Origin of the sequence: Rhizobium sullae, assembly GCF_025200715.1 — a bacterium.
GTDB lineage: Bacteria > Pseudomonadota > Alphaproteobacteria > Rhizobiales > Rhizobiaceae > Rhizobium > Rhizobium sullae.
Genome location: NZ_CP104143.1, coordinates 3,865,505 through 3,880,395 on the forward strand (window position 1 = coordinate 3,865,505; position 14,891 = coordinate 3,880,395).

Consider the following 14,891-nt stretch of genomic DNA (forward strand, 5'->3'; position numbering starts at 1 on the left):
TTCATAAATGTGCATCTCTGCGGAAAAACAAAGCCGCCATGGCCTGGAGGTTGGCCATGGCGGCTTGAAAATGGGGACAAAGGCCCGGAGAGGGGGATAAGGCCTTTGTCCAAGTCTGATGCGGCGGGGGACAAGCCGGTAATCAGACCCTCGGCGCGATCAAACGCCGGTGAGTATGATTTGTGATCGGGAATGTGGTTTTTCAAGGGAGGCCGGCCGAACCGACAATTACAAATTGGTAACAGTTCGGTGAGGGCCGCAAAGTCCTAGTCCTGAGCCCTTCCACGATCATGCCAGTAGAATGCAAGATTCCATCCGGCGATCAGGATGGCCATGCCGGCAAAGGCGCAGATCAGCGGAATGATGCGAAGCGATTCGTAAGGGCCGACCGAGATCAGAAAGGCCGAAAGGAGCAAGGCGTTCAACAGCTGAAATTCTGCTTGGGTGCTGAAGCTTCGCGTGCGATCCAGATGCTGCGGAAAGAAGGTTCGCAAACCCTTGATCGCCAGCAGGAACACAGGCGCGAAAAGCACTTTGCGAAAGATAACAGCAGGGCCGTCACCCAGTGCATAGGAGCTGGCAAGAACGATCGCCATGAGAATAAGCGGTACGGCATAGGCGACCGCGATGCTGCGCTTTTCCATAGGCAATTCCATTTCGAAGGCCGAAGGTCAGCAATAAATAGTACCGCAAACAGCATGTGCAATGGACGTTTCCATCCCGCCACGCTATCCATGCAACCATGAAAAAAGGCGATCATCTTTTCCTTATTGACGGTTCGGGTTTCATCTTCCGGGCGTTTCACGCTCTGCCGCCGCTGACGCGCAAGTCCGACGGCCTGCCGGTCGGCGCCGTTTCCGGTTTCTGCAACATGCTCTGGAAGCTGTTGACCGATGCGCGCGACACGTCCGTCGGCGTGACGCCCACGCACCTTGCGGTAATCTTCGACTATTCGGCAAAGACCTTCCGCAAGGACTTGTACGATGCCTACAAGGCGAACCGCTCTGCGCCGCCGGATGAACTGATACCGCAATTCGGGCTGATCCGGGAGGCAACGCGCGCCTTCAACCTGCCCTGCATAGAGACCGAGGGTTTCGAGGCGGACGATATCATCGCCACATATGCCCTCCAGGCGGAAGCGACCGGCGCCGATGTGACGATCGTCTCGTCCGACAAGGATCTGATGCAACTCGTAACGCCGAACATCCACATGTACGACAGCATGAAGGACAAGCAGATCGGCATCCCGGACGTCATCGAGAAATGGGGCGTCTCCCCCGAAAAGATGATCGACCTGCAGGCAATGACCGGCGATTCGGTCGATAATGTTCCGGGTATTCCTGGCGTCGGCCCGAAGACCGCCGCACAGCTTCTTGCAGAATACGGCGACCTCGACACGCTGCTGGACCGTGCGCATGAGATCAAGCAGGAAAAGCGCCGCCAGGCGATTCTCGAAAATGCCGACAAGGCAAGGCTCTCGCGCGAATTGGTGCGGCTGCGATCTGATGTGCCGCTGGTGCTTGGTCTGGACGACCTCGTTCTCGAAGTGCAGAACGGTCCGAAGTTGATCGGCTTCCTGAAGGCGCTGCAATTCACGACGCTGACGCGCCGTGTGGCGGAGGCGTGCAATTGCGATGCGAGCGCCATCGAGGCGGCCGACGTGAAGGTCGAGTGGGGTACTGCTGCGCACGGCCCCGATCTCGATGCCGTTGAACCGGAGCCGGTTGCAGGCGGCATTCCGGATGTTGAGGGCGCTGCCGTTCCGATTCCGGCGACGGCCAAGCCCGCCGGCAAAGGCTTTACCCCCGCCGAACTTGCCAAGGCGCGCGCCGAAGCCTTTGCAGCGCTGCCGTTTGATCATTCTACCTACGTGACGATCCGCGATCTCGCGACGCTCGACAAATGGATTGGCGATGCGCGGGCAACAGGCCTCGTCGCCTTCGATACCGAAACCACTTCGCTTGATGCGATGCAGGCGGAGCTGGTCGGATTCTCGATGGCGATTGCCGACAACGACAAGAACCCGACGGGCCTCAAGACCCGCGCCGCCTATGTCCCAATCGGCCATAGGAACGGCGTCAGCGATCTCCTTGGCGGCGGGGTTGCGGACAACCAGATACCGATGCGGGACGCGTTGCCGCGGCTCAAGGCACTGCTCGAAGACGAGTCCGTCCTCAAGGTCGCGCAGGACCTGAAATATGATTATCTGCTGATGAAGCGCTACGGCGTCGAGACAAAGAGCTTCGATGACACGATGCTGATGTCCTACGTCCTCGACGCCGGCATTGGCGCGCATGGCATGGATTCGCTCTCCGAGAAATTTCTCGGCCACAAGCCGATCGCTTACAAGGATATCGCAGGAAGCGGCAGGGCGAATGTCACGTTCGACCTTGTCGATATCGACCGAGCCACACACTATGCCGCCGAAGGCGCCGATGTGACGCTGCGGCTCTGGATGGTGCTGAAGCCGCGGCTTGCCGCAGCAAAGCTAACAGCCGTCTACGAGCGGCTGGAACGGCCGCTGCTGCCGGTGCTCGCGCGCATGGAGGAGCGAGGAATCACCGTCGACCGCCAGATTCTGTCCCGCCTTTCCGGCGAACTGGCACAAGGAGCTGCGCGTCTGGAGGACGAAATCTACACGCTGGCGGGCGAGAAGTTCACGATCGGCTCGCCGAAGCAGCTTGGTGACATCCTCTTCGGCAAGATGGGGCTTGCCGGTGGCAACAAGACGAAGACCGGGCAATGGTCGACGTCGGCAAGCGTGCTGGAAGAGCTTGCAACCGCGGGTTACGAGCTGCCGCGCAAGATCGTCGATTGGCGTCAGCTGACCAAGCTGAAATCCACCTACACCGATGCGCTGCCGGGCTACGTGCATCCACAGACGAGGCGCGTCCACACCTCTTATTCGTTGGCCTCGACGACGACGGGGCGCCTTTCGTCGTCCGAGCCGAATCTGCAGAACATTCCGGTGCGCACGTTGGAAGGCCGGAAAATCCGCACCGCCTTCATCTCCGTGCCCGGGCATAAGCTGATCTCGGCCGATTACAGCCAGATCGAACTGCGCGTGCTCGCGCATGTTGCGGAAATCCCGCAACTGACCCAGGCTTTTGCCGAAGGTATAGATATTCACGCGATGACGGCCTCCGAAATGTTTGGCGTTCCGGTCGACGGCATGCCGACCGAGGTGCGCCGCCGCGCCAAGGCGATCAACTTCGGCATCATCTATGGCATTTCCGCATTTGGCCTTGCCAACCAGCTCTCGATCGAACGCTCCGAAGCGGGTGACTACATCAAGAAATATTTCGAGCGCTTCCCCGGCATCCGCGACTACATGGACAGCCGCAAGCAGATGGCGCGCGACAAGGGCTATGTCGAGACGATCTTCGGGCGGCGAATCAACTACCCGGAAATCCGCTCGTCCAATCCTTCAGTGCGTGCCTTCAACGAGCGTGCTGCGATCAACGCGCCGATCCAGGGCTCGGCCGCCGATATTATTCGCCGGGCAATGATCAAGATCGAGCCCGCGCTTGCCGAAGCCGGTCTTGCGGATCGGGTCCGCATGCTGCTGCAGGTGCACGACGAGCTCGTCTTCGAGGTTGAGGATGCCGATGTCGAAAAGGCGATGCCGATCATCGTTTCCGTCATGGAAAACGCCGCCATGCCGGCGCTCGAAATGCGCGTTCCGTTGAAGGTCGATGCGCGCGCCGCCACCAATTGGGAAGAAGCGCACTGAGCCCTTCGTCCTCGAAGATTTTTCTCAGTAGCATAACCAATTGATAATGCTCAATTTAGGCTTCGGGAGGTGTGCCGTTTAGGTGCGACTGGAAGGAACTTGTTAACCTTCATTTTCTAATCCGGTTGGGTCAGAAATTGAGCGAGTAGCGTGTCGCATGCGTTTTCCCAGAACGAATTTGACGGATGCCGAGGAATTTTCCTCGGAAATAGACGTACAGGATGCAGGCGGTGACATGAATGTCGCTCCCGCAGCGCCGGGTTGGCAGAGCAATTTCTCGCTTGCACCGAACGTGCGTTTTACCCGCACACCGGAAAACCTGATCAGCAAACGCCGCCCGCCGCCCGAATCGGACCAGCCGATTCGTGAGGAAGCCGTCAGCGAAGCGTCGGCTCTTGATGCCGAGCCGAGCGCTCCGATCATGATCGATGTGCCATTCGATATCTATGTTCGGGATGTGCCCGAGAGCGACCATCTGGAGCATGTCGCTGCGGTTCAACCGGAATTCCGCGCGTCGTCCGAGCTTACGGACATTTCCGATTTCGCTTTCTGGGAAGTCATGGCCTTCGAGGAAGCGGCTGCGGCCCCGATTATCGCTCCAACTGCTTCACTGCCGAAGATTGTGGCCACGCCGGAATCGATCATCTCGCGCTTCCGCGTGATGGAGTGGCGCCCGGGAGGGAGGCCGCAGACGCGCGCCGATGTGCCGGCCACAGCAATGGCCGCTCCAGCACCTGCAAAGCCTATATCGAACGCGGCCCCACCAACCCAACCGGCCGCGTCGGTGATCGCGAAAACGCTGCCGATCGCGCCGATGCCGGTTCGCGTGCAGGCCACTGCACATCTGGCGCCCGCACCGCGCGCCGTGACCCAGAAGACTATCCCGGCGAATATCGATCCATCCGGCTACGAATTTCCGCCGCGCGCACTGCTACAGGAGCCTCCGGAGCGTCTGGGCGAGATCATGTCGCAGGAATCGCTGGAGCAGAATGCCGGACTGCTGGAAAGCGTGCTGGAAGACTTCGGCGTCAAAGGCGAGATCATCCATGTGCGTCCCGGTCCGGTCGTCACGCTCTATGAATTCGAGCCCGCACCCGGTGTAAAGTCGTCGCGTGTCATAGGCCTTGCTGACGATATCGCCCGCTCCATGTCAGCGCTGTCCGCCCGCGTTGCCGTCGTGCCCGGCCGCAATGTCATCGGCATCGAATTGCCGAATGCCATCCGCGAGACCGTCTATTTCCGCGAAATGATCGAAAGCCAGGATTTCGAGAAGAGCGGCTACAAACTGGCGCTCGGCCTTGGCAAAACGATCGGCGGCGAGCCGGTGATTGCCGAGCTTGCGAAGATGCCGCATCTACTGGTGGCCGGCACCACTGGCTCCGGCAAGTCCGTCGCGATCAACACGATGATCCTGTCGCTTCTCTATCGCATGACGCCGGAGCAGTGCCGCCTGATCATGGTCGATCCGAAGATGCTGGAACTGTCGGTCTATGACGGCATCCCGCACCTGCTGACGCCCGTCGTCACCGATCCGAAGAAGGCCGTGATGGCCCTGAAATGGGCGGTGCGCGAAATGGAGGAGCGTTACCGCAAGATGTCGCGCCTCGGCGTGCGCAACATCGACGGCTATAACGGCCGCGTGGCGCAGGCGCGCGACAAGGGCGAAACCATCCACGTCATGGTCCAGACCGGCTTCGACAGGGGCACAGGCGCACCGATCGAAGAGCAGCAGGAAATGGACTTGGCGCCGATGCCCTATATCGTCGTCATCGTCGACGAAATGGCCGACCTTATGATGGTCGCCGGCAAGGAGATTGAAGGCGCGATCCAGCGTCTCGCCCAGATGGCGCGCGCCGCCGGCATTCACCTGATCATGGCGACGCAACGTCCCTCGGTCGATGTCATCACCGGCACGATCAAGGCGAACTTCCCGACCCGCATCTCCTTCCAGGTGACGTCGAAGATCGACAGCCGCACGATCCTTGGCGAACAGGGTGCCGAGCAACTCCTCGGCCAGGGCGATATGCTGCACATGCAGGGCGGCGGCAGGATTTCCCGCGTCCACGGCCCGTTCGTCTCCGATCTCGAAGTCGAAAAGGTCGTCGCACATCTGAAGACGCAGGGCCGTCCGGAATATCTGGAGACGGTCACCGCGGATGAAGAGGAAGATGCCGAGCCGGAAGACAGCGCCGTCTTCGACAAGAGCGCCACGGCATCCGAGGACGGCAATGAGCTCTACGATCAGGCTGTCAAGGTCGTGCTTCGCGACAAGAAATGCTCGACTTCCTACATCCAGCGCCGCCTCGGCATCGGCTACAACCGCGCCGCATCGCTGGTCGAACGCATGGAAAAGGAAGGCCTCGTCGGACCGGCCAACCATGTCGGCAAGCGTGAGATCGTGTCGGGACGAGGGGACGGCGAATAGTTGCCAGCGCAGGTACTATAATCCGCCCGCCGGCTGCAACTAACCCAATCCAGCAAGCCGTTCGTCTCACGCACGAACGCCGACTTGCCGCCGGTGCAGTAGCTCCAGTCGCCATTGGCTTCATCCATGAGCCGAAGCTTGAGAGCCGCATAGGCTTCGGCCCTTCGGGAATACGTCCGCAGATAGTCGCGCAAGGCAATGCGATCCCTGAGCACAGCATTTTCAGAAGTGCAACTGCAGAGCTGTGCAGCACCGTAAGTAGGGAACGATTACGATGGTCATGAGCTCCCCTAGCCGGCTAAGCGATTTCAGCGAGGAAGCCGTTGAGCGTGTCGACGATCTTGCGCTCGGCCTCTTCCAGCGAACCGCTGTTGTCGAACTCGGTGACGTCGTAGTCGCCGCGCACGGTGAGTGAGCCGCGAGCGAGGCGGGCCATGATGTCCTCGTGGGTCTCGCGGCCGCGAGCCTCGAGACGTCCGGCCAGCACTTCCGGGCGCGCTGTCACGTTGATGACCTTGAGACGGGGAAAAACGGCCTGAAAACGGTGGAGAGCCGAACGGGAGCCGTTGGCGATCACTAGGTGCCCCTTCGCCAGTGCGGCGGAAACCTCTGCCGGAATGCCATACTTCAGCCCATGCGCTTCCCACCATACCGCGAAGTTGCCGGATTGCTCCATCGAGACGAAGCCTCCCTCGGAAACGGAGAGATGGTCTTCGCCGCCGGCATCGCCGTCCCGCGTGATGACGCGGCGAACGAAGTGCACGTCGGGACGGCCGGCAAAATGCTTGGCCGCCAGAGTCATCAGAGTGTCCTTGCCGGCGCCGCTTGGGCCGACGACAACGACCATGACCCCACGCTCGGTGCCAGGTACTAGGTGCGGTTCGTGCGACGGAATCATGCGACCCGGCGCCCTTCACGCCAGACGGAGCGGGTCACCGGTACGCCTTCGTCGCGGAAGACGCGCACAAGATCGGCGCGAAGGCCGGTTTCGATTCTGCCGCGATCGTTGAGGCTGACGGTACGTGCCGGCGTCGCCGTCACCATCGCGATCGCCTTCGGCAATGAGATCGTTTCTAGCTCGTCGGCAAGAATGAAGGGTGCGTAGAGCAGGCTGAGCGGCACATAGTCGGAAGAAAGCACGTCGAGCACGCCACGTTCGGCAAGGTCGCGAGCAGCGATATTGCCTGAGTGGGACTTGCCGCGCACGACGTTGGGAGCGCCCATCAGCACGCTCATGCCGTGCGTATGTGATGCCTTGGCGGCATCGAAGCTCGTCGGAAACTCCGCAAGGCGCACGCCGTTCTCCATCGCCTCGTCGACATGGGCAAGCGTCGCATCATCGTGGCTCGCAACGGTGATACCACGCGCCTTGCAGACCTCGGCGATTGCGTTGCGGTGCGGCGTCGAATTGCGGGCGGATTCGTTGAGGCGCTTTTCGATGAAGCGCGCGAACTCCTCGTCCGAAAGGCCGCGCTTCTTCTGATAATAGAAGACGTATTGATCCATCGTCTGGAACTGACGCTGGCCCGGCGCGTGGTCCATGAGCGAAACGAGGCGGACATAGGGATCGTTCTCGAAATCCGCGAAATGCTCCAGCACATTGTCGGCCGAGACCTCGCAGCGCAGGTGGATCAGGTGTTCCGCTCGAAGGCGGCCTTCCCGCTCTGCCTTCTGGATGGCATCGGCCATCTCGCGCATTTCGCCATGTTCAAAGCCGCCGTCTTCGTCCGCACCCATGCGCAGGCAGTCGAAGACGGTGGTGATGCCGGAGGTGACGATCTGCGCGTCATGGGCCTGAATGGCCGCCGTCTTATGCCAGCGAAGGCCTGGACGCGGCGAATAGTGGCCTTCGAGATGATCGGTATGCAGTTCGACGAGACCAGGGATCAGGTAATCGCCCTCGAAATCCTCTCCATTTGCCGAATTGCCTTTCGAGATATCATTAATTTTCCCGTCGCGGATCAAAAGCGAGCCATCAACGATCTCGTCTTCAAGAACGATGCGGGCGTTGGAAAGGACTATCTCTTTGGTCATCTGTCGATCTCTCAGCGTTTGGCGCCAGCAAGCGGCAGCCATGAATGAATTTTGAACAGCGCACCTCGCTCTTCTTCGATGAAGACTGCGAGGCCAGAAATGGAAAGCGGCCGGCCGATGAAATCGGCAAAACGCTTCTCCAGGATCGATTTCATCAGTGCCGAGCGCTCTTCGGGCACCTGGCCGGTCAGGGTCATGTGAAAGCCGAAGTCCCCCATCACGTAAGGATAGCCCCAGCGCATGAGGTTGGAGCGTTGGCTTTCCGTCAGTTGTTCAGGCTTTCGCCTTGTAACATCGGCCTCGGAAAGTGCTGCGCGAAACGGCTCGAAGGACTTTACCACGCTTGCCGCGAAATCCTGAAGCGGCGCATGCATAAAGCCAGGAACCAGCGCAAAGAATCGGCCGATCTGCCCGAGGACAAGCTCCGGGACATCGAATGCCGGCGTGCGGCCGGCGAAATCCTCGACGACTGCGATCAGGTCCCTTTCGGTGACCGATGAGGCGAGAGCGAAGGGTGCCTTGATCGTCGCATGAAAGCCGTATCGGCGCGGATCGGCTGTCAGTTCGAACTGTTCTGCGGCCGGCATCCCATCTTCCTCGGGAGCCGGATAAGCTTCGCCCGTAAATGCGTCGCGCCCAAGCCAGATCGAGGCGGCGCCGGTCAGAGGATCGTCCTTTGGCGGCGTAAAATAAAGGGCGTAGCGCAATGTTCTTGTCCTGAAAATATGTTCAAGCAGGGGCCGCAATGTCAGTGATTTGGCCGCGGACCGCAAGCAGGCTCCCGGCTAAAAGATTTCCGTGACAGAATGATGATGAGGCTGCCGCCCCATCAACTTTTAATGCGCTTTCGTGCCCATCAGCCGTTGGCGGAGTGCGTTTGATGCGGCATCGAACAAGAAGACGACGATCAGGATCAGGATGACCATATAGGCGACATTTTCCCAGTCGGAATTGGTGCGCATGGCCTCCCAGAGCTTCAGACCGATGCCCCCGGCACCGACCGCACCAATAACGGTGGCGGAACGGGTATTGGACTCCCAGAAATAGAGCGCCTGAGAAGCAAAAATCGGCATCACCTGCGGTACCACACCATATCGCTGCACCGTAACTGGATGTGCCCCTACCGATTTCACGCCCTCGCGCTGCTTGTCATCGATGTTTTCGAGCGCTTCCGAGTAAAGTTTGCCAAGGCTTCCCGTATCGGTGAAGAAGATGGCTGAAATGCCGGCGAGAGGACCAGGTCCGAACGCCCGGGTAAAGAACAGCGCCCAGATCAGCATATCCACCGAGCGCAGAAAGTCGAAGAATCGCTTTGTCAGCTGATTGGCCGGCCGATTGCGGAAAATGTTCCTCGCGGCGATGAAGGACAGTGGGAAGGCGACGAGCATGGCAAACAGCGTGCCGACAAAGGCCATGACAACCGTCTGCAGCAGTTTTGTCCACACGTCGAGATGTTGCCAGGAGGGATTGTAGAGGAAGTCGTTCCAGGCGAGCGACAGATTGCTCTGCCTCGGATCGAGGTGTTCGCTCGACAGGACCAAAGAGGCCACTTCACCGGCAGACTTGCCGAAGAAAGCTGAATTGGTGTCGAACACGAAGTTCGCCCAACCCAGGAAGCGCTTGTGGACCCTCACGCGGTCGGAGGAGATCTCCGCCCAACCGGAAAGGCCGAAGTATGCGATCACGCGCCCCCCTGGAGAGCGCTGCTCCACCCATTCCGGAAGGTTGCCTTGGGCGGTCACCCGTTCCGCGGTTGTATCCAAAGTCAGGGTCACGCGTTCGTCGTTGCGTGTCAGGACAACCTCGTTCGGGCGGATCTCCGCTGTTCGTGACGCGCCCATGTGGACCAGCGCTTCGGTGACGACTTCCTCCGCGCGTACGTCGGTTCTGGCCGCCTCTGCGGGAGCTGCCTGCTGCTGCGAGGCGCCGGCCATGAAATTGAAGCTTGAGGATGGAGCGGACGGCGCAGTCGTACTGGGTGCCGTCGTCGGAGCTTCGATTGTGCGGCTAACGATTTCGCGTTTCGCCTCCAACCAATCAGGGTTCGGATTGGGGCCGATGGGATCGAAGCGCGAATACGTGATCCGCATGCTGCCGTCGGGATTGATCTCTATATCGGGACGGATCTCGTAAGAAACCCAGTCGGCCAGATAATTGCCGGCGATACCCCAGTTGGCCTCGCCGAATACTTTTCCGGCTGCGAAAAACCACCAGGCATAAAAGACGTAGAGAACGAGGGCGGCCACGATGAGCGGAACCTGAAACCGCCGCCAGACGGAGCGGTTGAAGATTTCCGGATGCCCGGCGGCGATACGTTCCATTTCGGCGGCATTCAGGGAGGGCATGGCGCGGTCCTTATCCAATGGTCTGAAATGCATGGTCGCCCACCAGCTTGCGCCTCAGCCAGGCCGAGAACTGGTCGACAGCGATGACTGTCAGCAGCAGCAATATGATGATCGCCAAGGTCTTAGCCTCGTGTCCGCGGCTGATCGACAGGCGCAACTGCTCACCGATGCCGCCGCCGCCGACGGCACCGATGACGGTGGAGGCTCGGACATTGATTTCGAGGCGCAGCAGGAAATAACTCATGAAGTTCGGCAGCACCTGCGGGACCATGCCGAACCATGCGCGCTCAATCCAGTTGCCTCCCACGGCCTTCAATCCCTCATCGGGCTTCATGTCGGCATTTTCAATGACCTCAAAAAACAGCTTGCCAAGTGCTCCGATCGTATGGATCGACACTGCGATGACAGCGGGAAGGGGGCCGAGAGAGAGGATTGCAAGGAAGAAGCCGGCGAGAACAACTTCGGGAAAAGCCCTGAGGATTTCCATGAAGCGTCGCGCCATGCCGCGTATCCAGATATTGCGGGTCATGTTTTTCGCGGCGATGAAGGACAGGATGAAGCCGAAAAACAGGCCGATGACAGTAGAAAAGATCGCGATGTTCAGCGTCTCTGCCATCTTGTAGAAATATTCCGGAATATAGAAACTTCCGGTGATGTAGTGCCGGCCGTCCGGATAATCGTACTGGAGGCTGCCATCATAGTAGGGCGAAGGGAGGTCGAACATGGCGCGCCAGATTTCCATGCCGTCCCGCGGAACGAGATCGCCGACGAAATCGAAAAGGTGCGGCAGCCGATCCAGGAATTTCCCCGAGTTGGTCTCGTTGGCGAACCAGAGGGACCCGCTCAGAGCGAGGATCAGGATTGCGAGGCTGAAAACGGTATAAAGCCGGCGGCGAGCTGCGAGCTCCTGCCAATGGCGTTCGACAAGCGCCCCTGTCTCGCTCAGAAACGGCTGCAGTGTGGTGGACGTCATCCCGTTATCCCCTTCCGCACACGAGGTGGACTCAACATGAAAGCGCCGCCGGCGGCATCCCGTCGGCGGCGCTGTCGTAATTGTGGGCGATCAGCCGCCGATCGTGGCCTTGCGGGCGTCGATGATCGGCTTGTAGAAGTCCGCATTGACTTCAGCGAAGCCCTTGAAGTCACCGCCCTGAATAGCCGAGAAGCATGCAGCGTCGCTCGTCGGCAGGTCCATCATGAACTTCTTGAACTTGGCTTTCATATCGTCGTTCATGGAAGTGCGGACAACGACCGGGCCGTTCGGGATCAGCGGAGACTTCCAGAGTTCGACCAGATCGTCCATGTTGAGGACCCCCTTGTCGACCATCTTGCGAAGATTGCCGGAGGTGTAGCCGTCCTTGAAATCGCCGATGCCGGAGCCGAAGGTCGTACCGGCATCCAAGGTGCCCTTCAGCACTTCGAGAACGAGGTTCTCATGGCCGCCGCCGAAGCCCGTCGAAGCCACGAGTTCCTTGACGGGCTTGCCGCCGAGGGCTTCCGGCAGGGTGACCGTGGGGATGAGGTAGCCGGAAGTGGAGTCCGGATCGGCGAAGCCGAGCTTCTTGCCCTTGATGTCGGTGACCTTCGTCATGCCCGAATCCTTGCGGGCAACCATGATCGAGTAGTAGCCCATGGAGCCGTCGGTCTGAACCGTGGTCAGGATCGGCTCCACAGCCTTCGAGTTTGCAAGGTAGATCTTGGCATAGCCGGATGCGCCGAGTTCGGCATAGTCAAGTGTGCCGCCGAGCAAGCCCTGGATGACGCCGTCATAATCGGCGGCCGGGAACAGTGAAACCTTTTCCACGCCGAGAACGGATGGCAGCTTGTCGACCATGCACTGGTAGTTGCGCAGGCGGTCAGCTTCGTTTTCGCCGCCGAGAATACCGACGCGGAACTCCTTGAGGTCTTCGGCGGCGGCAGCGCCGGCAAGCGCCAGAAGCGCTGTCGCGGCAAAGAGTGCTTTCTTCAACATGGGTCTCTCCTGATTAACCGGTTCCCCGGTGGTCTTGCTGTTACGAAGAAGTGTGCCCTTGAGGCAGGCAATCGATCACGGCCGTCTCCCTCAGAGGCCTGCCAGGGCAACCGGTTGCAGGCCGGCGGATGCTTGAACCGCGGCTGGCGCGGGAATTTTGATCGAGGTGGACGTCATGGTCTCGTCGATGCCGGCGCCATCCTTGTCGGTGCCGTAGATTTCCTTGACCGCAGCCGCTGTCAGCTCTGAAGGCTTGCCGTCGAAAACGACGCGGCCAGCGGCCATGCCGACGATGCGCTCGCAATAATTGCGTGCCGTATCGAGCGTATGCAGGTTGGTGATGACGGTGATGCCCTCGCGCTCGTTGATGTCGCGCAGCGCATCCATGACGATCTTGGCGTTCAGCGGATCGAGCGAGGCGATCGGCTCGTCGGCGAGCACCATCTTCGGGTTCTGCATCAGGGCGCGCGCGATCGCCACCCGCTGCTGCTGGCCGCCGGAAAGCGTGCCGGCGGTCTGCAGCGCCGTCTGCTCGATGCCGAGGCGTTCCAGGGCCGCAATCGCATGAATGCGCTCGTCGCGGCTAAAGATGTTGAGGAGGCTCAGCATGGTCGGGCGGTGATTGAGGCGGCCGAGCATGACATTGGTCAGAACGTCGAGGCGCGGGACGAGATTGAACTGCTGAAAGATCATCGCGCAATCGCGCTGCCAGTTGCGCAAGGCCTCGCCGCGAAGGGCGGAGACTTCGACGCCGCCGAAACGAATGGATCCGGAAGTCGGCTCCTGCAGCCGGTTGATCATGCGAAGCAGCGTGGATTTCCCCGCGCCCGAGCGCCCGATGATGCCGACCATCTGGCCCTGCGGCATGTCGAGCGTGACGGAATCCACGGCCAGCTTTGCACCAAAACGGCGGGTGACATCCTTCAGTTCGAACATCATGCTCTACCTCGCATTCTAAGGGCCTGCGTCAGGAGTGCATTAGTCGGGCTCGATGAAACTCCAATGTCAGTTTTGTGTAAGTGCTGTGACAATCGGCCTTATGAACAGGCCTTTAGCTATTATGCCGGCTAAGGAAATCTTCCGCCGAAAGCGCCCGGAAATCCTCGAGTGCTGAACGCAGCTTCGAATGCTCCCAATCCCACCACGCAAGTCTGTCCATCCGCTCGCCGATTTCCCTGGAGAAACGCTCGCGGATAAGCTTTGCGGGAACGCCGCCGACGATCGTGTAGGGCGCGACGTCCTTTGAGACGACGGCACCTGCGCCGATCACCGCGCCGTTGCCGACGGTGACGCCGGGCAAGATGGTTGCCCCATGGCCGATCCATACGTCATGGCCGATGACGACGCGGTCGGAGCGTCGCCATTCGAAGAAATCCGTCTCCATATTCGCATCCGGCCAATAGTCTGCGGCGCGATAGGTGAAGTGATGCAACGTCGCGCGCCATGTCGGATGGTTGGTCGCGTTGATACGGACGGCGGCGGCAATATTTACGAACTTGCCGATGGTCGCGCACCAGATAGAGCCATCCTGCATGATGTAGGAATAATCACCGAATTCGACTTCGCTGATCCGGCAGCGTTCGGATATCTCCGTATAACGGCCAAGCGTGGCATCGCTGACGAAGGCGGTCTCATGAATATAGGGCATGTCGCCCAGCTTCCGGCTCATGCTGCAAGCGCCTTTCGCGGCGAAAACTGCTGGACGTCGAGGATGCGGTCGGCTACCGCCTCTCTTACTTCCTCATCATGGAATATGCCGAGAAGGGCTACGCCCGCCTCTTTCTTCTCTGCGATCATGCCGACGACGACGGCGCGATTTTTTGCGTCGAGAGAAGCGGTTGGCTCATCGAGCAGCAGGACCGTATGGTCGGTGATGAAACCGCGAGCGATGTTGACACGCTGCTGCTCGCCACCCGAGAAAGTCGCAGGCGGCAGCCGCCATAGCGCTTGGGGAAGGTTCAGCTTTTCAAGCAGGGCCGCCGCTTTTTCGCGTGCGGTGGCAGCGGTCTCTCCGCGGGCAAGCAGCGGTTCGGCAACGACATCGATGGCGGCAACACGCGGAACGGTGCGAAGGAACTGACTGACATAGCCGAGAGTATGGCGGCGGACATCGATGACAGTGCGCGGGTCCGCAGCGGCGAGATCGACGACACGGCCCATGTGGCTGACGAGGATCTGTCCGGTATCTACGGCATAGTTGCCATAAATCATCTTGAGCAGGGAACTCTTGCCGATGCCCGAAGGACCACCGAGAACGACGCATTCGCCGGCGGCAACGGAGAAGGCGACGTCAGAGACGACCGGAAGTTTGATGTTATCGCGCAAATGCATGGTGAAGCACTTCGAAACTTCGGAAACGACGAGGGGCGTTGCCATGGTTGT

General features: G+C 60.0%; 13 protein-coding genes. 2 read left to right on the top strand and 11 right to left on the bottom strand.

The features are described from left to right. Window positions 1-266 precede the first annotated feature (266 nt). Window positions 267-644, bottom strand: coding sequence for a hypothetical protein (locus tag N2599_RS19100; RefSeq protein ID WP_051336586.1), 378 nt, complete (start codon window positions 642-644; stop codon window positions 267-269). Window positions 645-742: 98 nt separating this feature from the next. Here N2599_RS19100 and polA point away from each other — a divergent pair, with 98 nt between their 5' ends. Both polA and N2599_RS19110 read left to right on the top strand, forming a co-directional pair. Further along, the gene (gene polA, locus N2599_RS19105) at window positions 743-3,733 is read left to right on the top strand and encodes a DNA polymerase I (protein WP_027510481.1); all 2,991 of its coding nucleotides are present in this window, start codon (window positions 743-745) and stop codon (window positions 3,731-3,733) included. Window positions 3,734-3,890: 157 nt separating this feature from the next. Then, window positions 3,891-6,158 carry a DNA translocase FtsK gene (locus tag N2599_RS19110; RefSeq protein WP_027510482.1) on the top strand — a complete coding sequence of 756 codons (2,268 nt, stop codon included), beginning with the start codon at window positions 3,891-3,893 and terminating at the stop codon, window positions 6,156-6,158. Here the strand turns inward: N2599_RS19110 and N2599_RS37855 are convergent. The 10 genes from N2599_RS37855 to phnL all read right to left on the bottom strand — a co-directional run bounded on the left by N2599_RS37855 (window position 6,047) and on the right by phnL (window position 14,885). Next, window positions 6,047-6,373 carry a GrpB family protein gene (locus tag N2599_RS37855; RefSeq protein WP_084606480.1) on the bottom strand — a complete coding sequence of 109 codons (327 nt, stop codon included), beginning with the start codon at window positions 6,371-6,373 and terminating at the stop codon, window positions 6,047-6,049. The genes N2599_RS19110 and N2599_RS37855 overlap by 112 nt on opposite strands. Before the next feature lie 83 nt (window positions 6,374-6,456). Then, a complete protein-coding gene (gene phnN / locus N2599_RS19120) occupies window positions 6,457-7,056 on the bottom strand; it encodes a phosphonate metabolism protein/1,5-bisphosphokinase (PRPP-forming) PhnN (RefSeq protein WP_027510483.1) in 600 nt (199 codons plus the stop codon). Next, window positions 7,053-8,192 carry an alpha-D-ribose 1-methylphosphonate 5-triphosphate diphosphatase gene (locus N2599_RS19125; protein ID WP_027510484.1) on the bottom strand — a complete coding sequence of 380 codons (1,140 nt, stop codon included), beginning with the start codon at window positions 8,190-8,192 and terminating at the stop codon, window positions 7,053-7,055. Before N2599_RS19125 ends, phnN begins: the two co-directional genes overlap by 4 nt. A gap of 11 nt (window positions 8,193-8,203) precedes the next feature. Next, the gene (locus N2599_RS19130) at window positions 8,204-8,899 is read right to left on the bottom strand and encodes a DUF1045 domain-containing protein (protein WP_027510485.1); all 696 of its coding nucleotides are present in this window, start codon (window positions 8,897-8,899) and stop codon (window positions 8,204-8,206) included. Window positions 8,900-9,028: 129 nt separating this feature from the next. Further along, window positions 9,029-10,537 (bottom strand): phosphonate ABC transporter, permease protein PhnE, encoded by a 1,509-nt coding sequence (phnE, locus tag N2599_RS19135; RefSeq protein ID WP_027510486.1) that lies wholly within the window; start codon window positions 10,535-10,537, stop codon window positions 9,029-9,031. 10 nt (window positions 10,538-10,547) lie between these two features. After that, the gene (gene phnE, locus N2599_RS19140) at window positions 10,548-11,510 is read right to left on the bottom strand and encodes a phosphonate ABC transporter, permease protein PhnE (RefSeq protein WP_027510487.1); all 963 of its coding nucleotides are present in this window, start codon (window positions 11,508-11,510) and stop codon (window positions 10,548-10,550) included. Window positions 11,511-11,600: 90 nt separating this feature from the next. Beyond that, window positions 11,601-12,509 (bottom strand): phosphonate ABC transporter substrate-binding protein, encoded by a 909-nt coding sequence (gene phnD / locus N2599_RS19145; RefSeq protein ID WP_027510488.1) that lies wholly within the window; start codon window positions 12,507-12,509, stop codon window positions 11,601-11,603. A 90-nt stretch (window positions 12,510-12,599) separates the two neighbouring features. Then, window positions 12,600-13,445 carry a phosphonate ABC transporter ATP-binding protein gene (gene phnC, locus N2599_RS19150; protein ID WP_037142168.1) on the bottom strand — a complete coding sequence of 282 codons (846 nt, stop codon included), beginning with the start codon at window positions 13,443-13,445 and terminating at the stop codon, window positions 12,600-12,602. A 115-nt stretch (window positions 13,446-13,560) separates the two neighbouring features. After that, window positions 13,561-14,178, bottom strand: coding sequence for a DapH/DapD/GlmU-related protein (locus N2599_RS19155; protein ID WP_027510490.1), 618 nt, complete (start codon window positions 14,176-14,178; stop codon window positions 13,561-13,563). Next, window positions 14,175-14,885, bottom strand: coding sequence for a phosphonate C-P lyase system protein PhnL (gene phnL / locus N2599_RS19160; RefSeq protein ID WP_027510491.1), 711 nt, complete (start codon window positions 14,883-14,885; stop codon window positions 14,175-14,177). Before phnL ends, N2599_RS19155 begins: the two co-directional genes overlap by 4 nt. Window positions 14,886-14,891: the final 6 nt, after the last annotated feature.

Coding starts and splice junctions, on each gene's coding strand:
- N2599_RS19100 (WP_051336586.1), bottom strand. CDS start 644: ATGGAAAAGCGCAGCATCGCGGTCGCCTATGCCGTACCGCTTATTCTC.
- polA (WP_027510481.1), top strand. CDS start 743: ATGAAAAAAGGCGATCATCTTTTCCTTATTGACGGTTCGGGTTTCATC.
- N2599_RS19110 (WP_027510482.1), top strand. CDS start 3,891: ATGCGTTTTCCCAGAACGAATTTGACGGATGCCGAGGAATTTTCCTCG.
- phnN (WP_027510483.1), bottom strand. CDS start 7,056: ATGATTCCGTCGCACGAACCGCACCTAGTACCTGGCACCGAGCGTGGG.
- N2599_RS19125 (WP_027510484.1), bottom strand. CDS start 8,192: ATGACCAAAGAGATAGTCCTTTCCAACGCCCGCATCGTTCTTGAAGAC.
- phnE (WP_027510486.1), bottom strand. CDS start 10,537: ATGCCCTCCCTGAATGCCGCCGAAATGGAACGTATCGCCGCCGGGCAT.
- phnE (WP_027510487.1), bottom strand. CDS start 11,510: ATGACGTCCACCACACTGCAGCCGTTTCTGAGCGAGACAGGGGCGCTT.
- phnD (WP_027510488.1), bottom strand. CDS start 12,509: ATGTTGAAGAAAGCACTCTTTGCCGCGACAGCGCTTCTGGCGCTTGCC.
- phnC (WP_037142168.1), bottom strand. CDS start 13,445: ATGTTCGAACTGAAGGATGTCACCCGCCGTTTTGGTGCAAAGCTGGCC.
- N2599_RS19155 (WP_027510490.1), bottom strand. CDS start 14,178: ATGAGCCGGAAGCTGGGCGACATGCCCTATATTCATGAGACCGCCTTC.
- phnL (WP_027510491.1), bottom strand. CDS start 14,885: ATGGCAACGCCCCTCGTCGTTTCCGAAGTTTCGAAGTGCTTCACCATG.